This is a genomic window from Vibrio sp. Vb0937, from assembly GCF_033338855.1.
Map to the genome: position 1 here is coordinate 771,724 of NZ_JAWOTK010000002.1, position 21,403 is coordinate 793,126.

Sequence of the window (21,403 nt, forward strand, 5' to 3'; positions counted from 1 at the left end):
CCCTTAAGGGATATATCGAGAAAAGGTGTCGCGTTTTAGTCTGAATGTAACAACCACTAAAACAGACAAAAAGAATGACGACACCATTACTGCAAGATTTACAAGATCGCGGCTTGATTGCACAAGCCAGCGATTTGGAAGAAATTCAGACACTTCTCTCACAGCCACAAACCGTTTACTGCGGCTTCGATCCTACAGCTGGCAGCTTGCATATCGGCCACCTCGTGCCTTTGATTATGCTTAAGCGCTTTCAAGATGCCGGACACCAAGCTGTTGCCTTGATTGGCGGTGCAACGGGCATGATTGGCGACCCAAGCTTTAAAGCGACTGAGCGCAGTCTGAACTCAGAGGAAATCGTCTCAGGCTGGGTTAACGATCTTTCTAATCAAATTCAGCAGTTGATGAATCACCAACTGACCAAGCCGATGATCATGGTGAACAACGCTGACTGGATGAAAGCGATCAATGTGATCGACTTCTTCCGCGATGTGGGTAAGCACTTCTCGATCAATACTATGGTCAACCGAGAATCGGTAAAACAACGCCTGCAACGACCTGACCAAGGTATCTCCTTCACCGAATTTAGCTACGCCCTACTGCAATCGTATGATTTTGCCGAGCTAAACCGTCGATACGGTTGCCGTTTGCAAATCGGTGGCAATGACCAATGGGGAAACATCGTCAGCGGGATCGATTTAACTCGCCGTCAAAATGGTGAGCAAGTATTTGGCTTAACTCTGCCGCTGATCACCAAATCCGATGGCACCAAATTTGGCAAAACTGAAGGTGGTGCAGTATGGCTAGATCCTAGCAAGACCTCTCCTTACGCGTTCTACCAGTTCTGGCTTGGCGCAGAAGACGCCGACGTTTACCACTTCTTGCGTTACTACACATTCTTGAGCTGCGAAGAAATTGCCAGCATTGAAGCGCAAGACCAAGCAAGCCAAGGTAAGCCACAAGCACAACGTATTCTCGCTGAAGAAATGACGCGATTTGTTCATGGCGAAGAAGGCCTAGCCAGTGCCGAGCGTATCACTCAAGCTTTATTCAGCGGTAATGTGCAACAACTGAGTTTGGGTGAATTAAAACAGTTGGAGTTGGATGGTTTACCAAGCATTGAGAGCACACAACAAGATTTGGTTGAGCTGTTGATTGAGTCGGGCTTAGCAAGTTCGAAGCGTGTTGCACGCGAACACATCAGCAACAACGCCATCAGTGTAAACGGTGAAAAAGTGGCGGCTGATAACCCGAGTTTAAGCTTCCCACTGTTTGATCAATATTGGTTACTGCAACGCGGTAAAAAGCACTTCTGCCTCGTAAAGCGTGCCGCGTAGCAACACTCGCAGTACAAAACCTATAAAAAAATTCCCCTCACCACTTTCGTGATGAGGGGAATCCAAATTTGAACGATTTTAAGCCTAACAATAGGCAAAGACGTTGCTTATTGCGTTCTTAAACGTTGCCAGTACTTTTCGTAAATCGCTAACGTTTCTGCGCCAACATCATTAATAAACTCGCCTTTTTTCATGTCTTCTGATGAAGGGAAAATAGTACGGTTATTTTTCAACTCTTCTGGCAATTTGTCACGCCCAGCGTTTGTTGCCGACGCATAACCCAAACTGGTCACGATTTCCGCTTGGTTCTCTGATTGGTACATGAAGTTAATAAATTTATGCGCCAATGCTTTGTTTTTACTGCCAGACGGAATAGTGAAGTTGTCCATCCACAATACCGCGCCCTCTTCCGGCATCACGAACTTCAGTTCAGGCATTTCAACCTGCCCTTGGAATGCGTTGCCGTTCCATTGCATGCCGACCGATGTTTCACCGGACACGTAAGGGACTTGCGGCGCATCTGAGTTATACAGTAATACGTTGTTTTTCAGCGCAACTAGAGAATCAAAAGCCTGTTCGATTTCAGCTTCGTCTTTTGTATTCACGCTATGGCCATTTTTCTTAAGCGCCATACCAAACACATCGCGCACGTCATCGATCAACATGACTTGTTGTTCGTATTGAGACTCCCATAAGTCTGCCCATTTGGTCACTGGTTGCTCAACCATGGATTCGTTGTAGCTGATCCCGGTAATGCCCCAAATATAAGGCAGCGAGTAATCATTTTTCGGATCGTGCGCTTGGCCAAGTAAACCGTCCATTGTGTCTTGCATGTTTGGCACTTGAGCGTGATCTATTTTCGAAAGCAGCCCTTCTCGCCCCATTTTTTCAATGAAGTACGCAGAAGCAAAAACCACATCGTAGCCAGAACCTTTTAGCAATTTTAGCTTGGTGTACATTGATTCATTATTCTCAAAGGTCGAATAATTAATCGTAACGCCTTCTTGTTTTTCAAACGCTTTTAACGATGATTCCGGCAAATAGCCACCCCATGCATAAACGTTCAACGTTTTGCTATCTGCATGAGCAAACATGCTGAGCACAAGAGCACTCAGCCCCAATCCTTTGATGATTAATTTCATGGTATGCAATCCAACCAGTCCAGCGACGCGCTGGGATTCGGGTGCATAATTAGGTAATTGTTACCCAATTGAAAGAAAATTTAATTAATCTTTAACAGCAAAAATATTTATCGAATTTATAAAATTAACGCATGTTTTTAATAGCGACTGTGCATACCAAAATGATGAGACATTCCATCTTCCATTCGACCGCCTTTCCAGCCACCAGAGCCGAGTAAATTAAGCACATCTTGAGCGGTATAATCGGCACCAGAAAAGAAATCATGCGCCACGTCTGAGCGTATTGCTTGCAATTCTGGTTGGTTTTCCAAATCAAGATCTTGCGGATTCGCATACAACGCCAACGCAATTTTTTGTTGGCACGCGCTTAAGCTTAACTCGCTGGTGCTCGTCTTTACCTGACCAACCGAAAAGTACTCACGACTGCCGTATCCCACTATCAATCTGGTACTCATTAGCTTAATCACTTTCTTAATGCGGCGACGTTGTATAAATCTCAACATGTTTTGTTATTCCTGTATTAAGTTGGCTATGTCGTATTCTTTTGTTCGAATTAAAACACTCTGTTTTATCCGCGAAATTTCTCTAGCGCTTTTCGCGATGATCGGTTGTATAATACGATCCTGAAATATTTTGTTACGTTACCTCGGTAACCCCTGAGACTGCAACATGAACAACAGCAGATGGGTCGGCTTTATAGGCGGCACGATTGTCTTACTTAGTACCTTTATCCTCTTCGGATCTTCCGTCCACTCTGCTTGGTACCGAATCCCTGCGGAAGCCATTCATGGTATCGCCTTCACTTTGGCTTTTGGTTTAGGGTTAAACAGCCTGCTGGCGTACGCGACGGCAGTGATTACTCTTGCTGCACTATTCTACATTGGCTTTGTCGTTAGCTATCGGGTCCATCAGAAACTTAAATAAACTTCTGTCTCAACCTGAGCTTAATAACGGATACTTAATAACTAAAAAGGGAGCAAATGCTCCCTTTTTAGTTATCAGCATATAGATGTTCTATGCCCGCTTTAATCATTAAGGTGGTATACCCTCAACGACTGCTGCATACCTGAAACATGATCACCTAAATACTCAACCGTCATTGGAACCTTGGCCAACAGAGTAAAACTAGAGTCACTGAACCTTCCATCAGCATCACTCTCCAAATGAACAAAAAACGCAGGCTTATCCGCAATCAATGTAATTCGCCTCCCTTCAATAGAGACATCTATATTGGCTTTCGCTATCGGCAAGGTTTTTAGCTCGTGAGTACTAAACCATGTGTTGCTTATTCTGTCTTCACCGATTTGCGCTTCAACATAGAAGAAGCCTGACGTAAGTTCATCCTTCTCGATCAATTCATCCAACTGCCACAAAATCGTATTGCTGTCTGCTATGACTGTTTGTTCTAAGCTCCAACATTGCTTTTCTTCCCCTTGCCAATCTACCCACTTAAGCAGTGCGTTGACGCTTGCGGACTCTTTTGCATCATTGAGCAAATGTAGGCTCAACTTGCCTGTATGCTCGGAAAATACCAAATACTGCGGCGCAAAAAAGCGTTTTGCATGGTAGTGCAACTGCTTCCATCGACCACTGTATTCCAAACTAGACCAAGAACTGACAGGCCAATTGTCGTTGAGTTGCCAGTACAGCATGCCGCGACAAACTGGAGAAATGGCACGCCAATGATCGCAAGCAGTTTTGATCGCGATTGCCTGCTGAACTTGACTTAAATACAGCATGCTCTCAAATCCAGAGGGAAAACGAAAATAGCGCGTGAACATCTCTGTGATAATACTATTACCACGAGGGTTCTTCTGATGTTGTTCGAAAGTTGGGGATGTAATATTCCAGTCTTGCTCAGGGACAAACCGCTTAACTTCAGCAAAAGATGGCCAAGATTGAAAACCAAACTCAGAGCAAAAACGAGGATTCACGTCAAGGTAGGCACTGAATGATTTTCCTGAATGCCAAACGTCCCAAAAGTGCATATCGCCTTTACTATCATCATGCCACGCATCACCGAAATCCAGTTCACCATTACATGGGGAACTTGGCCAGAAACGGCGAGTGCTATCTTGCTCGGTAATCTCCTTCTCAATCATGCGGTTGAGGCGATCGTAGTTAACCGTGTATTTGACTTTGCTGCGCTTAGATTCGTCATACCAACCAATAGCTCCAATCACCTCATTGTCACCACACCAAAGTGCGATTGATGGGTGCTTCTTAAGCCTCGGGATTTGGAATCTAAGTTCTTCTTCTACGTCTTTTAAAAACTCGTCGTTTGATGGGTACAACGAGCAGGCGAACATCATGTCTTGCCACACCAACAAGCCAAGTCCATCACAAAGGTTATAAAAGGTTTCACTCTCGTACTGACCACCGCCCCATACGCGAATCATGTTCATGTTGGCGTCAACCGCACTTTGCAAAAGGTTGCGATAACGTGTTTCGTACTCTCGCCCCGGCATTGCGTCAATAGGGATCCAGTTGGCACCTTTAGCATTAATCGGTACGCCATTGACGATAAATTCCATTGCAGAGCCGTGCTCATCAGCTTGGTTATTTAGGGTTAACTGACGCAAACCAATGTTGTGCGTTAACTTTTGCTCTCTGCAAGAAATGGTAATGGGATAGAGATACGCTTCGCCATAACCCGATGGCCACCAGCGTTGAGGCTCCAAAATGTGGAACTGGCAATGATAGTGACCACTTCCTTTTGTTTGAATACATTGACGCTCACCATTAAATTCAACCATCATTTCATGGCGTTGACTGTCCGTTTCCACTTCAACTACTACATCAAGAAACACACTCCCATCGGCTTGCCATTGCTGCTCTGTCGAGAAGCCTTTGAGCCAAAGCTCATTCACAATGTCGATTTGAATGGGGTCGTAAATACCCGATACCATCAAGCAAATGCCCCAGTCCCATCCGGAATGGCATTGTGTTTTGCGGATCAAGTTCATGTGTGGAATTTGGTTGTTGCCCATTGCCGATGGAATAGGGAATGGCAGTTTTTTTGCTCTTGCGATACCTTCTAAATCCGCCCGAGCAAACTCAACCCGAATCGTGTTAGTACCTTGCTTTAAATGCGGTTTAATATCCACACGTTGCTGGGTAAACATGTTGCTGCAAGTTAGTGCTAGCTCACCATTAACATAGAAGGTTGCCAATGTATCGACACGAGTTAGCGTCATCCAAATTTGCTTGGCAGACAACGTAAACGCGTCGACTTCAAACTCACGTGAGATATGCCACTCACACTCTTCAATCCATCGAACTTTGTTTTCATTATCGGCAAAATAAGGATCTGGAATCTGCTCTGCTTGTAAAAGCGCCGACACATTATCGCCCGGAATAAACATTGGAATTTCAAGATTGGGACGCTGTGGCGAGGTAAGCATCCACTGCCCGTTAAGTTCGAAGTGAGCCATCGAGTTAAACCTTAGCTTGGGAAAAACATGTTTTCTCAATGTAATCCTGACAATCCCATGCAAAAACAAGGGAAATGTTAATTACATACGAAATGCGGTGCATTTCACGTAAAAACTCTTTCTTTTGATCTCTACCCAAAAATCAGCAACTTGGCTAACCTGTTAAAAATTAATCGAAATCTAAGGTTATATTTGCAACTTCGACATGTTAACATCATCGGCTTTTTGAACATCCTCACACTTTTCGTTGAAACGATGTGAGGGGAAATGCACGGCTTCATAGCCCTAAAAAGCGAAGTAATTATGTCAAATATGACGAATGCCGCCTCCCACACAGCGCCTATTCAGGATGCTGACTATTCTGCTATTCATCCCCCATCTTTACTCAAGCGCCTCGAACTCACCAATCCTGTCTTTTGGTTAAGTGGTAGCTTCCTCACTCTATTCGTTTTACTTGCTCTAACGAATACCGACTCTCTAACCGCAATGGTTAACACCGGCTTCGGCTTTGCTACTAAATATTTCGGAGCTTACTGGCAAGTACTGCTTCTTCTGAATTTCCTAATTGGTTTGGCTCTTGCGTTTGGTCGCACTGGTTATGTGCGCCTAGGTGGTCTAGCGAAACCTGATATTGATAACTTTAAGTGGTTGTCAATCGTACTCTGTACTCTACTTGCAGGTGGTGGTGTATTCTGGGCTGCTGCTGAGCCTATCGCCCACTTTGTGACTGCTCCGCCTCTATACGGGGAAGCCTCACCGAAAACTGCCGCAATCAATGCCCTATCTCAGTCTTTTATGCACTGGGGCTTCTTAGCTTGGGCGATCCTTGGTGGTCTATCTTCCATTGTCTTAATGCACTTGCATTACGATAAAGGCCTGCCTCTTAAGCCGCGTACTCTGCTTTACCCTGTGTTTGGTGATAAAGCCATTAAAGGCTGGATTGGTGATGTTGCTGACGCATGTAGCATCATTGCCGTAGCGGCAGGAACCATCGGTCCTATCGGCTTCTTAGGTTTACAAATTAGCTACGCGCTAAACTCATTGTTTGGCCTGCCAGATACGTTCGTAACGCAAAGTATGGTTATTATGGCGGCGATCCTGATGTATACCCTTTCTGCACTAAGCGGTTTGAGCAAGGGTATTCAAATCGTCAGTCGTTACAACATCATTTTGTCTGTACTGTTAATTGGTTACATCCTGTTCTTCGGGCCGACAAGCTTTATCGTTGATGGCTACGTGCAAGGCGTTGGTCGTATGGTGGATAACTTCTTCCCTATGGCACTTTACCGTGGTGATACAGGCTGGCTAAGCTGGTGGACAGTATTCTTCTGGGGTTGGTTTATCGGTTATGGCCCAATGATGGCGATCTTTATTGCTCGTATCTCTCGTGGTCGTACAATTCGCCAATTAATCATGTCTATTAGCATCGCGGCACCGCTGATTACTTGCTTCTGGTTTAGTATCGTTGGTGGCAGTGGCCTTGCGTTTGAACTTGATAACCCTGGTTTGATTTCATCTGCGTTTGAAGGCTTTAACTTGCCCGCAGCACTGCTAGCGATTACTGGTGAATTACCTTACCCAATGATCATTTCGGTTCTGTTCCTGATCTTAACGACAACATTTATCGTGACGACAGGTGACTCGATGACTTACACAATCAGTGTAGTGATGACGGGCTCAACAGAACCAAACGCAGTGATTCGCTCGTTCTGGGGGCTGATTATGGGTATTGTCGCTATTGCGCTCATCTCAATGGGCTCTGGTGGTATTTCTGCATTGCAGTCTTTCATTGTAATTACTGCCGTGCCTGTGTCTTTCATTTTGCTGCCAAGCATTTGGAAAGCACCCGGCATTGCAAGCAGAATGGCGAAAGAGCAAGGCCTCGTTTAAAGCGCCTTCCTACCAATATGCGAAAAAGAGCCCTTAATTGGGCTCTTTTTAATTCTGCGCTTTATCCTACGCTATCAATACGAATCATCACTGCGTCTGGACGCCAATACTCGAATTCGCAGTCCATTAAATACCCATCTTGTTTGTAGTTTACCCGCCGAATTTTCAGAACGGGTTGTCCTTCAGCTAGGTTCAACGCCTTAGCGACATGAGCAGGAGCTGACGTGGGAATCACATCAAAACGAGAGCGCTTTGTCTCGTAACCATACTTCTCACGATAAATGCCCGTCAGGGACATGGTGAGGTTCTCAGACAATATCCCCTCAAACAGTGCCGCTTTGAGCACGTTCTCAACAAACAATACCGCTCGCCCATCAATAAAACGTAACCGTTCAATCACATAAATTGGGGTAATTCGCTCCACCTCTAACGATTTGGCATACTCACCTGCGGCCATTTCACTTCGCACGTTGAGTAACTTAGTTTCTGCAATACGATGCTGCTCTCGAATCATCTGATGGAAGTGAGAACGAGACAACGGGTTGTAACAGATACGCTCAGGAGATACATACCAACCCCGGCGCTCTTCTCGATAAATAAGACCTTCAGTTTCTAAAGACACCAACGCATCTTTGATAGTGATTCGAGTTGTAGAAAACAGCTCACTGAGCTCTCTCTCTGACGGCAGTTTTTGTCCTTCCGACATGATGCCGGAAAGAATCTGCTGTTTTAAGCTGCTTCTAATTTTTCCTAATTGGGTACCAAATTGTCCGGTGCCTGTCGCTCTCATTCTGATCTAGTCCAACGATAATTTGACGAATAACATAAGGCGTTTACGTAACAAAAATATGACATTAATCAACAGAACACATACTGAACGTATGAAATATAAGTGCCATATAAAATCAGCAAAACTGTCAAGTTACTTGCGCTAAATCGTCACATTCCATCCATAGCATACAAAGCGAACTTACTGACCTAGTCCAGAAGGATGGAGACAATGAAAACTTTGCTAAGTCGTTCAATTACCGCACCAGCGGCAATCATTGCGGTAACGCTCGCTACGCCAACAGTAGCGAAAGAAGCCGATATTGAATCTTTGGTAGCAGCAGCACAAAAAGAAGGGGCGGTTTACAGTGTGGGTATGCCTGACAGTTGGGCAAACTGGAAAGACACTTGGGCTGATTTAAAGTCAAATTACAACCTTAAGCACCAAGACACGGATATGAGCTCGGCTCAAGAAATCGCAAAATTCGAAGCTGAGAAGAAAAACGCGACCGCAGACATTGGTGACGTAGGCTTTGCCTTCGCACGTGTAGCGGTTAAAAAAGGCGTCACTCAGCCATATAAACCAACAACTTGAAATGACATCCCAGATTGGGCAAAAGACGAAGATGGTCATTGGGCACTTGCTTACACTGGCACTATTTCTTTTATCTCCAACAATAACCTCGTAAAAGACGCGCCAAAAACGTGGGATGACCTATTAAAAGGCGACTACAAAGTGACCGTAGGTGACGTAGGCGTAGCAGCACAGGCAAACAACGCGGTTCTCGCCGCAGCGTTCGCCAACGGTGGGGACGAATCCAACCTCAAGCCTGCGCTCAAATTCTTTTCTGAACTCGCGAAGCAAGGTCGTCTTTCATTTACCGATCCGAACATCGCCAACCTAGAAAAAGGCGAAGTTGAAGTGGCGATCATGTGGGACTTCAATGCATTGAACTACCGCGACAAAATTGACCGCGACCGCTTTACAGTGAGCATTCCTCAAGATGGCACTGTGATTTCTGGTTATACAACCATAATCAATAAATACGCGAAGAACCCTAATGCAGCAAAGCTTGCTCGTGAATACATCTTCAGCGATCAAGGGCAAATCAACTTAGCAGAAGGTTATGCGCGTCCAATCCGCACCAACATCACACTGCCTCAAGCAGTGCAAGACAAGCTAATTGCTAATGACCAATACAGCAATGTTCACCCAGTGACTGACTTCTCAGCTTGGGAAAAGTCCGCACGTAAGCTGCCACGTCAATGGCAAGAAAGTGTCTTAATCCACCAGCAATAAGAGTAAGTCGTTATGAGCAATAAGGTCATCCTTGTTGTTCTAGATGGACTGAACTATCAGGTAGCCCGTGATTGCATGGGCTACCTCAATGGTCTTCTAGAACAAAGTCGTTCCCAACAAGAAACTCGCGCAACGCTTTATCCTGTGCAGTGTGAGCTGCCCTCTATGTCTCGCCCACTTTATGAGTGCATTTTAACGGGCGTTCGCCCTGTAGAAAGCGGCATCGTAAACAACAATATCGTTCGTCTATCCAAACACGATTCCATTTTCAGTTTGGCAAAAGCCCAAGGAAAAGTGACCGCTGCGGCTGCCTACCACTGGGTAAGTGAGCTTTATAATCGCGCGCCATTTGAACCTGTTCGCGATCGTTTCACGCATGATGAAACCCTGAATATCCAGCACGGCTACTTTTACCATTGGGATCATTATCCTGATGAAGCCTTGTTCCTGGACGCAGAGTATTTACGCCGCAACTATCAACCTGATTTCTTACTGATCCATCCGATGAATATCGACGATACAGGACATAAGTTTGGCCTAGACTCTCGCCAATACCGCAATTGTGCGCGAGGTGCAGACATTATTCTTTCCAACTACATCGATCAATGGCTTGCTGATGGGTATCAAATCATTGTGACCAGCGATCATGGCATGAACAACGATCTTTCTCACGGTGGGATTTTACCTGAAGAGCGAGAAGTTCCCCTGTTTGTCATTGGTGATAAGTTTACCCATCAAGATTGTCATATTAAGCAAACTGATATTTGTGGCACCGTTTGTCAATTGCTAAACCTTGACCACACGAAGCCATACACTCAGGAATTGTTAGCACTATGAGCAGTTCAGTCCTCTCCCCAAGCTCTAGCGAATCACGTTCAAATTTGGCAAGTACTTGGTTAAAGCGCTTTAAGCCAGCCGTTTGGTTGGCGCCTTTCGCACTGTTTTTCTACCTATTTCAACTCGCACCGATGATTTGGGTACTGTTAAACAGCTTTATCTACGATGGCGAGTTTGCCTTCGATAACTACATTGAAGTGCTCGACTCCGCCTTTATGATGCAGGCGTTTGGCAACAGTTTGTGGTTAGCTGTATGGTCGAGCATTTTTGGCTTAGCCATTGCGACTCTGTTGGTCTCTTCTCTACGCAGAGTCGATTCTAAAGTCCGCGACGGTGTGATTGCGTTTACGAACATGAGCAGCAACTTTGCAGGCGTACCTCTGTCATTCGCTTTTATCATTATTTTGGGCACCAATGGGGCGATTACCCTTTTGCTCAAGCAGTATGGCTTACTCGGTGATTTCGACCTTTATGGTAAATGGGGTCTGCTGGCCATTTACATCTACTTCCAAATCCCGCTGGCGGTGTTGTTGCTCTACCCTGCGTTCGACGCGTTGAGCGATGATTGGCAAGCAGCTGCTGCGCTACTGGGAGCCAAAACATCACAGTATTGGGCGAAAATCGCTCTGCCAGTGCTCTCACCAGCCTTATTCGGTACCTTTATTATCTTAATAGCCAACGCAATTGGCGCTTATGCGAGTGTTTATGCGCTGACCTCCGGTAACTATAACGTCATCACAATTCGAATTGCGAGTCTGGTATCGGGAGACCTGTTCCTTGAACCTAATCTCGCCGCTGCAATTTCGGTGATTCTAATGGCGTTACTTGCCTTTATCACAGTGATTAACCAATGGCTCATTTCGAAAAGCTATGCAGGTAGGAAGTAGTCATGAACAACGTTAATACTCGATTCCATAAAACGGTGGTTTATTCCATTGTTGGGATCATGCTCATCCCGATTTTAGCGACCTTTGTCTATTCGCTTTCATCACGCTGGGGCGCCACGGTGCTTCCAGATGGTTTCACTTTTGATTGGTACGTTAAATTGCTGACCGACCCACGCTTTTTGCAAGCGTTTGGGCGTTCGCTGTTTATTTGTATTGCTTCGCTAACCCTCAGTGTGATTCTAGTTCTGCCAGCGATATTCGTGGTGTTTTACTACTTTCCAAGGCTCGATAAGCTCATGAACGTATTGATTTTGCTACCATTCGCTGTACCACCAGTGGTGTCCTCCGTCGGCTTGCTTCAACTTTATGCTGACAGTGAAATCTCCCTTATCGGTACTCCTTGGATTCTAGTAGGTACTTACTTCACCATAGCGTTACCGTTCATGTATCGTGCGATTTCTAATAGCTTCGAAGCAATTAACCTTAACGATTTAATGGACGCTGCACACTTGCTAGGAGCAAGCACAACCAAAGCGTTTTTGATGGTCATTTTACCTAACCTCAAAAAAGGACTGATGGCATCGCTTTTCCTTTCATTTTCATTTCTATTGGGAGAGTTTGTGTTCGCCAATATTTTAGTCGGCACACGTTATGAAACCCTGCAAATCTACTTGTATAACATGCGTCAGACGAGCGGCCACTTTACGTCTGCCTTAGTGATGACCTACTTCCTATTTATTTTTTTACTGACTTGGTTGGCAAGTCGTTTCAGCCGAGGAGTCAAACAATGAGCTACGTAACAGCGAAAAATCTGACTAAACGTTTTGGTGATAACACCGTATTTGAGGACATTCACTTTAACATCGAGCAAGGTGAATTCATTACGCTTTTGGGCCCTAGCGGTTGTGGTAAATCGACACTACTTCGCAGCCTTGCTGGGCTTAACCCTGTCGATGGAGGCGAGATTTGGGTAAACGGAGAAGATATCACGCATCAAGTCCCGCAAGAGCGTGGTATTGGGATGGTCTTTCAATCGTATGCGCTGTTTCCCAATATGACCGTCGAAGGCAACATTGCATTTGGCTTAAAAATGAAAAAGCTTGCGAATGATGATATTCGACGTGAAGTGGCTAAAGTCATCAAACTGGTGGATCTGGCAGGTAAAGAAAAACACTATCCGCATCAACTTTCTGGCGGTCAGCGCCAGCGTGTCGCACTCGCTCGAGCGTTGGTGGTGAAACCTCGCATATTATTGCTTGATGAGCCACTTTCTGCGCTTGATGCCAAAATCCGCAAACACCTTCGTCAGCAAATCCGAGACATTCAGAAAGAGATGAATCTCACCACTATCTTCGTAACTCATGACCAAGAAGAGGCGATGATTATGTCTGATCGTATCTTCCTAATGAGTAAAGGGGAAATTGTTCAAGCAGGAACACCTGAAGAAATTTATACTCATCCTGCTAACGAGTTTGTGGCCGGTTTCATGGGGCACTACAACCTTGTAGAGGCCAATAAAGCCAAGCAACTCTTCAACATTGATACCGAATGGAAAGTAGCGATTCGCCCAGAGTCTATATATGTAAAAGAGCAAGGTCGTCAATATGATAGCCACATCTCAGCGCCACAAGTAGGTACGATCACCAACCACCAGCTTCTAGGTAATGTTATTCGCTATCAAGTGAACGTTGAAGAGTGTGAGCTCACTGTTGACTTACTTAACCGCTCTTCAGAACGCTTACTAGCGAATGGCAGCCAACTAGAGCTACTCTTTAACCTAAACGAAATTCAACCAGTGAGAGCCTAAACATGTCCAAACCTTTGTATGTTTTTGATATGGATGAAACCCTAATAAACGCTGACTGCGCAATGATTTGGAACGAGTTTATGGTTGAGAGAGGCATCGCGACTGATCCTTTATTTATTAAGGAAGATCAGCGTCTAATGGCCTTGTACTCTGAAGGCAAAATGGACATGGAAGATTACCTAGCGTTCTCCATGAAGCCACTAGAAAACATGCCGATTGAAGAAGTAAACGCCTTGGTTGAAGAATGTGTTGAAAGCCATATTTTGCCTAAACAGTTCCCTCAAGCCAAAACCCTGATTGAGCAACTGTCTCGTGATGGTATAGATATGGTTATCATCTCTGCCAGCGTCACTTTTTTGGTGGAAGCCGTTGGTCGCCGTCTTAATATTCCAACCGCACTCGGAATTGATTTAATCGAGAAAAACAACCGTTATACTGCTGAAATCGACGGTATCCCGAGTTATCGTGAAGGCAAAGTCACGCGATTAAAACAGTGGCTAGAAAATCAGCCTGAGCCTTATTCCGAAATCCATTTCTATACCGATTCAATCAACGATTTACCGCTTTGTGAATACGCGAACTACGCTTATCTGGTAAATCCATGCCCACAACTAAAAGAACACGCCAACAGACCGAATTGGAGTGTGTTAAGTTGGGGGTGATCTAGCCTCACAAGACCGTTCTTCCTAAGTAAATACTTTTCTATTTGTTCAAAGAGCAGTTCTTTCTGCTCTTTTTTACTTCTCTTCATCACAAATTAATCACTTGATTAAATACTGATTAATTTTTCACATGTCGCATGAGAAATCAGCGTCTTATAATTAATCAAATGTTTAATATTTTGAGAGAAGATTGTGACGGAAGCGCATCGAAGGGCGGGAAGACCCACAGATAATATCGACGCACGGGAAAAACTGATTTTCCACGCGCGCGAACTCTTCACCATTATGGCTTATGACAAGGTCTCTACTCGCCTAGTCGCGCAGAAAGCAGGCGTGAACGTGGCGATGATTCGTTACTACTTTGGCAACAAAGAAGGCTTGTTCGAGACCATGTTGCGCGAAACACTGTCACCGATGCAAAAGCAGATGCAGACGTTGGTATCCAACAGTAACGAGCAAAACTTTCTCGATCTAATGCGCACCTACTACCGCGAAATGATCAAGGTACCACAGTTCCCACGCTTAGTTGCCCAAGTTATGAATATGCCCCCATCGGAAACCCAACGCAAACTGCTCGAAAAAGTCTTCGCAGATATCAGCAAGCCAATGCAAGGCGTGATCTTTGATAAGTTGATCGACAGTGGCGTTTTACGAAAAGACGCCGACCCTCAACTTTGTCGCGTCTCTTACATCAGCTTGATGGTATTTCCTTTTATGGCACCACCAGCACTGCTCGCCATTCATGGCATTGAACTTTCTGAAGCCTTCTTGAACCGATTATTCGAACACAACATACAACTGATGAAACATGGATTTTTAGACTCGGGCGACCAATATGAAGATAAATAAAAAGCTGCTGTTCTTTCCTGCTCTTGCGGTGGGGGTCGTCATTCTGTTTTTGGCGATTAGCCTCAAACCAGATTTGCCCGTAAAACCCGCTGGAGATCGTGCACGGTTGGTCGAGACAATTCCTCTTGAGCTCAAAGCCATTGCTCCAGTAGCCGTAGGGTTTGGCAAGATCGCCCCAAAAGTGGAATGGAAAGCGATAGCCGAAGTGACGGGTAAAGTGGTCTACCGCCATCCGCAGCTGGAAAAAGGACAAGTGTTGCAAGCAGGGACAGAAATCTTGCGAATCGACCCACTCGATTACGAACTGAAACTGGTTCAAGCTCAAGCCGATCTCAAATCTGCCCAAACCTCTCTGGCTAAGCTGAACCAAGAAGAAGCGAATCTCAAAAGCACACTCAAGATAGAAGCCAACCGTCTGGTTATCGCCAACAAAGAGTTAGACCGTAAACAAAACCTACGTAAGAAAGGCTTAACCTCGCAATCGGATGTAGATCAGCAAGAGCAAAGCGCGCTCTCTCAACGTAAGTTAGTACTGGATATTGAAAATCAAATTGGTTTGATGCCGGATGAGAAACGAGTCGCGGAAGCCCTAGTTAAAGTTAATGCATCAAAAGTGGATGAGGCCGAACGCTCGCTTGATAAGACCATCATCACGCTTCCTTACGATTTGCGTATTGCTGACGTAGAAATTGAGAAAAAGCAAGTGGTTAACCTCCAACAAACCATGGTGACAGGACATGGTATTGATGTCATGGAAGTGGAAGCTCAACTATCCATTCATGACATGCAAACTTTGGCGGCGAGCATCGGTGAGTTTGTCCGCGATGAATCTGGTATTCCACAACCTGATATGAATGCGATTAATGCCAACATTGAACTCAGCAGCGGTAACCTCTCTGCAAGCTGGCCTGCGAAAGTTGCACGCATCAGTGAAACGGTTGATCCAAGCCAAGCGACTGCCGGTGTGATTCTGGAAATTGAACAAGACTACCGTGCATTAAACCCAACGTCTGCGCCTCCATTGGTGAACGGCATGTTTGTGCGTGCCTTGATTGAGGGACAAGAGAACCCGAGTTGGGTCATCCCAGAGCGTGCGCTTCATGGCGATAAGATTTACCTGATGGGCGATGACAATCGTCTGCAAGTCGTGACGGTTGAAGTGTTATATCGCCGCAATAACCAAGTGGTGATCGATGGTGAACTAGAGCAAGGTCAGAAGCTGATCATCAACGATTTGCTCCCTGCGATTAACGGCATGCTATTGAAAGAGTCACCTGACCAGTCAGAAACGGCTATTGAGGAGTCTGATTCATGATCCGATTCTTCGCCAAGCATCCAACAGCAGCCAACTTGCTGATGCTAACGCTGCTGATATTGGGGATTTCTTCACTTTCCACGATTAAGCGTGAAACTTTTCCTGAGTTTGATCCGCCCTACATCCTAGCTGGTGTGGTTTACCCCGGCGCTTCCCCTCAAGAGGTAGAAGAGAGCATCTGTATCCGAATGGAAGATGCTGTCGATGGCCTTGCCAACATTAAAGAAACTCAGTGTGAAGCGATTGAAGGCTCTGCGCGTCTTATCTTAAAACTGAATGAAGAAGCCGACATCGGCCGCATGCTGGTTGATGTTCAAACTCAGATCAATTCGATAAACGACTTCCCTCAAGAAATTGAGTCTCCTGTGGTCCAAGAGCTAGATTGGAATGAGCCAGTTGTGGATGTCGCCATCACCGCAGATACCACATGGCCAGAGCTAAAAGCGTATGCCGAACAGCTTAAACGCACGTTAAAAATCGATTACGATGTCTCTTTGGTTGAAGTTGCTGGCTTCTCTGACCACCAATACCGAGTAGAGTTAGACACTCAAGCTATCCGACAACTTGGTTTGAGTGTTGGTGATATTGCGGAGCAGATTGGTCGTCAAAACGTCAAGTTGCCAAGTGGTAATGTCGAAACACCAGATAAGAACTTTCTGATCCGCTTCGACGAACGTCGCGTTACGCCAGAAGAACTTGAGACTATCGTCGTGGGCTCTGGTCCAAATGGATCAATCATCCGTCTAAGAGACATTGCGACGATTACCGACCGGTTTGAATTGGACGAACAGAAAGTCCTCTTCGATAGTCACCCTTCTGCCCTACTAAAAGTCAGCAAAAACAAAGAAGATGACGCACTGCGTATCAAGGAACGGGTTGCTCAATTTGTAGAAGAACAACAAGCTATCGCGCCAGACGGTGTGATGCTACAAATGACCAATGACCTTTCATCCGTACTTTGGGATCGCCTGACCATGATGGTCAAAAACGGTTGGCAAGGTATCATTCTGGTCTTCGCCACCATGTGGTTGTTCTTTAGTTTTCGCTACTCTTTTTGGGTCGCGGCTGGTTTGCCCGTTGCCTTCTTGGGTGGGTTATTTTTGATGGCGCAACTTGGCCTGTCCATCAACATCATGTCTTTGGTCGGGTTACTCATGGCCATCGGTATCATGATGGATGATGCCATCGTTATTGCCGAATCGATCGCCGCTCACCTCGACCGAGGAGAAGAGATCGATGATGCCGTAATTAAAGGCGTGAAAAAGGTACTGCCGGGGGTAATTTCTTCCTTCCTAACCACGGTGTGTATTTTCGGTAGCTTGTTATTCTTGCAAGGTGAAATGGGTGCGGTACTTAAAGCAGTTCCTCAAGTTCTGATCCTCGTTTTGAGTTTGAGTTTGGTGGAAGCCTTCTTGATCCTACCTAACCACCTTTCTCATTCTCTGCATAAAAAAAAGCAAGAGCGAAAAACACCGAAGTTCAAACAAAAGCTGCTCGCTTCTTTTGAAAACTTCCGCAACACCACCTTGGTCAACGCAGTGGATAAAGTGGTCGAGTATCGCTATGCCTTTATGGGCGGTGTGGTTGCCTTGCTTCTTATGTCCGCTGCCACGTTAGTAGGTGGTTTGCTCAAGTTCCAACCCTTCCCTGAACTGGATGGCGACATTGCAGAAGCGCGTATTATTCTTCCTCCGGGTTCTTCTCTGTCTCAAACTGAAGCTGTCGTCGGTAAGATCGTTGCTTCCGCTCAAAAGCTAGATAAAGAATGGACAGAAAAAGTGGAAGACGGCAATCCATTGGTTCTGCACATCACCAGTCAATTCAACGCTAACGCCGACGCGAATGAATCTGGCCCTCACATTGCCACGGTACGTCTGGATTTGCTGGGTGCAGAGAGTCGTAACACACTCATCGATGAATTTATCGATGCATGGCGTGAAGACATTGGTGAACTTACCGATCCTATCTCGCTGGTATTTAAACAACCGACCATGGGACCGGGTGGCCGGGCGATTGAGATTCGAGCGAAGCATGATGATCTGGATGCGCTTAAAGCCGCCTCTATCGACATTCAGCAATACTTGAATGAATTTGACGGTGTCCATGGCGTATTAGATGACATGCGCATGGGTAAAGAAGAAGTCTTGGTTAAACTTCGTCCTGGGGCGGAAGCTTATGGTATTAACGGTCAGCTCATTGCCAATCAATTGCGTGCGGCTTTCTTTGGCCAAACCGCAGACGAGATCCAAGTTGGGGTAGAAAACATTTCCATCGAAGTTCGCCTCGATAAAGCGCAAGCTGGTGACTTACAGCAATTGGCAAACTTCCCAATAATCTTGTCCGATGGCAGTCAAATCCCACTCGCGACCATTGCAACTTTGGATTTCCAGCGTAATTACGTAAGAATCCAGCGCATTGATGGCTTGCGCACTGTGAGCGTATTCGGCGATATCGACAATACGAAAGCCAACTCAACCGCCATTATTCGTCAGTTCCAACAGAATGAAGCACCAAAGCTTATGCAAAAGTATCCTGATCTTCGCTTTGATTTTGAAGGTGAAGCCAAAGATACCGCTGAAACTGGCGCATCAATGGGTAAAGGCTTCTTGCTTGGTTTGTTTGGCGTGTTTGCGATTCTGAGTTACCAATTCCGCAGTTATTTGGAACCATTCGTCGTCATGCTTGCGATTCCCCTCGCTTTTATTGGCGTGGTATGGGGACACATCCTACTCGGTCACTCATTAAGTATGCCAAGTATGATGGGCTTCGTCTCATTAGCAGGGATTGTGGTGAATGACTCGATTCTGTTAGTTCAGTACATACGCCATCATGTGGATGAAGGGGATAATGTGCATGACTCAGTAGTCAAAGCCAGTCGGGAACGCTTTAGAGCAGTATTCCTAACATCAATGACCACTGCAGCAGGTTTGCTTCCGTTACTGACTGAAACCAGTTTGCAAGCACAGGTTATCCAACCACTGGTTATCTCCATCGTGTTTGGTATTTTCGCATCCACTCTGCTGGTGTTGTTTATGATCCCTGCTGCGTATGCCATTTTAGCTGACTTCGGCCTAGTCCATAAGCACGAAGAAATCTAAAACGACTGATAAGTAAACTTATCAAAATGAACAAGAGCGGCTTAGGTCGCTTTTTGTTCAATACCAATGCGTTAAAAAACACACAATCACTTAACAAACAGAGGGTTATTGTGTCTCATTAAGTGTGAATATGAACAGTTAAGGATTAAGTATGTTGAGTTTTATATAACCAAATCAAATAACCAACACAAGATTTATAATATGTCTTATTGTCAAAAACGGAATTTCACAGAGTAAAAATACACGTAGGCAACACATTCACAATTTAAACTCACGATAATGAAAACATTGATTGAAGAATTAACATTTTAACAATCATTACAACAATGTTAACTTTAGCCTCGTTGGTCGCGCTGGTGGTAAGCCTCTCACCAAGCCTATTGTCAGTTTTATATGGACGTTCGACCACCTCCAAAATGAATAGACACCCAATTTGGTGCCCTTTTTTCGCCCGTGAAGGTATTCTTCGCGGGCTTTTTTCTTTAAGTTAAGTATGAACGCTCTGGATCAACTTTTTTTTGCCAACCTTTCGGATTTGGAGGTAGTATGCGAATCAATAAGCGGAGACAGTGCTAGCAACTCTAAAACATTTTTTTCAAAGATTTCATCCGCGTGTCTTACCCAATCTAAAAACTTTTTTTGAGCAAACATAGGCTCGATTTCATATAAAAATTCAATACTAAAGTAAAACTCATTTTTGATAGGCAAATTGTACACTCTTCGATAGTCTTTTTTATACTCCAAATTTCCTTCTACATATTTTGAAAATGTATTTTCACCAATCTTGATATCTTGGCATTTGATTGGAGGATAACCACGAAGAAACTCTCCTACAAGGAACTCTTCTTTCGCTCTCTTTTTTTCTTCGTTTATCGGGTCCATTCCCCAACGATGATTTGCATACGCAATGGCATCATTCATCAACTCTGTATGATCACCTTTTTGAGAACCGTCAGGTGACTCTACAGCATGATAAAAATCCACGTACTCTTTCTCTATAAATGAAGATAGTTGATTAACACTAGTAATATATTTATCTGAAGATTTAATCCTTAACCGAATATATAAGCTACCTTGTTTATTGATTGGTAATAGTGGATTTATTATTTTATTTTGAAAAGAGAAATAAATCGTGGCCAAGTTTATAAACCTTTCATGCCTCTCTATTTTTGATTCAACATCGAACTGTTCTAAATTAACAAGATCCTGGTATACATGTCCTTCATATATGTTGTTCGGACACTCAAATGACAGCACTAAGTCATCTATCTGGAACGCATTATGTAATAAGTCAGAGAAATCCGGCTTTCCTCTAAAACCATCTTTACACATTTTAATAAAACTCATATGTCTATCTCTTACTCTTCAAATATGCATCAATACCTTTAAACGAGAGCCTGCAATATGAGTTCTAATTCAAGTAAAGGTAAGCCACATACTAAGGTATTATGAAGGTCAAAAAGGAGATCGGATCTTTTCTAAATTTTAAATATCTAACATCACCTCCACTTTACTGAAATCTACACTTTTGAAAGTTACATCCGCTCCATCCAGCAATAGCTCATCAAACACGCCAACTATTGATAATAAGCTTGAGGATCTGATCTCCACCCATGAAATGAGAAACAAAAAAGCCAGCCTTAAAAGGCTGGCAAGTAGAGCAACAAGGTCAGTGCTTACTGCTAACTAACACCGAACTCGTATTGGATTCATTTTCGTCTGTTAGTCTCTTTTAGCGGCGTTTATGACTTGCTTGCTTTCTCTTTGTGGCACGTTACCTTTACTAACTGTTCTTGCTCATCTTTAATGTTTTTCACGATACGCTCACCACGTGCGTGAATGGCATCCATGTTCATTTGCTGAATATCTGCTATAGCTTCATGTTTCATCTCAGAAAAGTCCTGACGTAAATCTGAGCTCCACTCCTGTTTGTCTAAAGTGTTAGCAGCAGCGATTGGTGATGACATTACAGCAATAAGACTTAGAGTAGATAGAAATACGCTTTTCATAATAAGCTCCTTGAGGATTAGCAGTTAATTTTAATTACAATTTATATATTGCACATACGATGCCAACTTTT

At 44.6% G+C, this 21,403-nt stretch carries 17 protein-coding genes and 1 pseudogene; 12 read left to right on the top strand and 6 right to left on the bottom strand.

Features of this window, described 5'->3' with window-relative positions; translation table 11 throughout:
- Nucleotides 1-74 precede the first annotated feature (74 nt).
- The gene (gene tyrS / locus R7P67_RS06815) at nt 75-1,334 is read left to right on the top strand and encodes a tyrosine--tRNA ligase (RefSeq protein ID WP_053304596.1); all 1,260 of its coding nucleotides are present in this window, start codon (nt 75-77) and stop codon (nt 1,332-1,334) included.
- Between the two features lie 107 nt (nt 1,335-1,441).
- On the opposite strand, the gene R7P67_RS06820 is transcribed toward tyrS, so the two are convergent.
- The gene (locus tag R7P67_RS06820) at nt 1,442-2,476 is read right to left on the bottom strand and encodes a PotD/PotF family extracellular solute-binding protein (RefSeq protein WP_064369399.1); all 1,035 of its coding nucleotides are present in this window, start codon (nt 2,474-2,476) and stop codon (nt 1,442-1,444) included.
- Nucleotides 2,477-2,613: 137 nt separating this feature from the next.
- The gene (locus R7P67_RS06825) at nt 2,614-2,979 is read right to left on the bottom strand and encodes a DUF6559 family protein (protein WP_054576155.1); all 366 of its coding nucleotides are present in this window, start codon (nt 2,977-2,979) and stop codon (nt 2,614-2,616) included.
- 166 nt (nt 2,980-3,145) lie between these two features.
- Here R7P67_RS06825 and R7P67_RS06830 point away from each other — a divergent pair, with 166 nt between their 5' ends.
- A complete protein-coding gene (locus tag R7P67_RS06830) occupies nt 3,146-3,400 on the top strand; it encodes a hypothetical protein (RefSeq protein ID WP_017819806.1) in 255 nt (84 codons plus the stop codon).
- Nucleotides 3,401-3,501: 101 nt separating this feature from the next.
- Here R7P67_RS06830 and R7P67_RS06835 read toward each other — a convergent pair whose 3' ends face one another.
- Nucleotides 3,502-5,910 (bottom strand): beta-mannosidase, encoded by a 2,409-nt coding sequence (locus R7P67_RS06835; protein WP_213903215.1) that lies wholly within the window; start codon nt 5,908-5,910, stop codon nt 3,502-3,504.
- Between the two features lie 303 nt (nt 5,911-6,213).
- Here R7P67_RS06835 and R7P67_RS06840 point away from each other — a divergent pair, with 303 nt between their 5' ends.
- The gene (locus R7P67_RS06840; protein ID WP_005373846.1) at nt 6,214-7,800 is read left to right on the top strand and encodes a BCCT family transporter; all 1,587 of its coding nucleotides are present in this window, start codon (nt 6,214-6,216) and stop codon (nt 7,798-7,800) included.
- 61 nt (nt 7,801-7,861) lie between these two features.
- Here R7P67_RS06840 and R7P67_RS06845 read toward each other — a convergent pair whose 3' ends face one another.
- Complete coding sequence (locus R7P67_RS06845; protein ID WP_054574545.1) at nt 7,862-8,590, bottom strand: UTRA domain-containing protein; 729 nt, start codon at nt 8,588-8,590, stop codon at nt 7,862-7,864.
- Nucleotides 8,591-8,800: 210 nt separating this feature from the next.
- On the opposite strand from R7P67_RS06845, the pseudogene R7P67_RS06850 reads away from it, so the two are divergent.
- The 9 genes and pseudogenes from R7P67_RS06850 to R7P67_RS06890 all read left to right on the top strand — a co-directional run bounded on the left by R7P67_RS06850 (nt 8,801) and on the right by R7P67_RS06890 (nt 19,323).
- Nucleotides 8,801-9,868 (top strand): annotated as a pseudogene (locus R7P67_RS06850) (ABC transporter substrate-binding protein).
- A 12-nt stretch (nt 9,869-9,880) separates the two neighbouring features.
- Nucleotides 9,881-10,705, top strand: coding sequence for an alkaline phosphatase family protein (locus tag R7P67_RS06855; protein WP_054574544.1), 825 nt, complete (start codon nt 9,881-9,883; stop codon nt 10,703-10,705).
- Entirely contained in the window at nt 10,702-11,592 is an 891-nt protein-coding gene (locus tag R7P67_RS06860) for an ABC transporter permease (RefSeq protein ID WP_170893089.1), read from the top strand. The genes R7P67_RS06855 and R7P67_RS06860 overlap by 4 nt, the downstream gene beginning before the upstream one ends.
- A 2-nt stretch (nt 11,593-11,594) precedes the next feature.
- Complete coding sequence (locus R7P67_RS06865) at nt 11,595-12,383, top strand: ABC transporter permease (RefSeq protein ID WP_005373859.1); 789 nt, start codon at nt 11,595-11,597, stop codon at nt 12,381-12,383.
- Nucleotides 12,380-13,399, top strand: coding sequence for an ABC transporter ATP-binding protein (locus R7P67_RS06870; RefSeq protein ID WP_005373862.1), 1,020 nt, complete (start codon nt 12,380-12,382; stop codon nt 13,397-13,399). The genes R7P67_RS06865 and R7P67_RS06870 overlap by 4 nt, the downstream gene beginning before the upstream one ends.
- Nucleotides 13,400-13,401: 2 nt before the next feature.
- Nucleotides 13,402-14,061, top strand: coding sequence for an HAD family hydrolase (locus R7P67_RS06875; protein ID WP_104976271.1), 660 nt, complete (start codon nt 13,402-13,404; stop codon nt 14,059-14,061).
- 192 nt (nt 14,062-14,253) lie between these two features.
- A complete protein-coding gene (locus tag R7P67_RS06880; RefSeq protein ID WP_021707693.1) occupies nt 14,254-14,910 on the top strand; it encodes a TetR/AcrR family transcriptional regulator in 657 nt (218 codons plus the stop codon).
- Entirely contained in the window at nt 14,897-16,225 is a 1,329-nt protein-coding gene (locus R7P67_RS06885; RefSeq protein ID WP_318085921.1) for an HlyD family secretion protein, read from the top strand. Before R7P67_RS06880 ends, R7P67_RS06885 begins: the two co-directional genes overlap by 14 nt.
- Nucleotides 16,222-19,323: an efflux RND transporter permease subunit gene (locus R7P67_RS06890; RefSeq protein ID WP_318085922.1), complete on the top strand. Its 3,102-nt coding sequence runs from the start codon at nt 16,222-16,224 to the stop codon at nt 19,321-19,323. Before R7P67_RS06885 ends, R7P67_RS06890 begins: the two co-directional genes overlap by 4 nt.
- A gap of 507 nt (nt 19,324-19,830) precedes the next feature.
- Here R7P67_RS06890 and R7P67_RS06895 read toward each other — a convergent pair.
- Complete coding sequence (locus R7P67_RS06895) at nt 19,831-20,670, bottom strand: DNAase (protein ID WP_318085923.1); 840 nt, start codon at nt 20,668-20,670, stop codon at nt 19,831-19,833.
- Between the two features lie 395 nt (nt 20,671-21,065).
- Nucleotides 21,066-21,332: a hypothetical protein gene (locus tag R7P67_RS06900; protein ID WP_262592067.1), complete on the bottom strand. Its 267-nt coding sequence runs from the start codon at nt 21,330-21,332 to the stop codon at nt 21,066-21,068.
- Nucleotides 21,333-21,403: the final 71 nt, after the last annotated feature.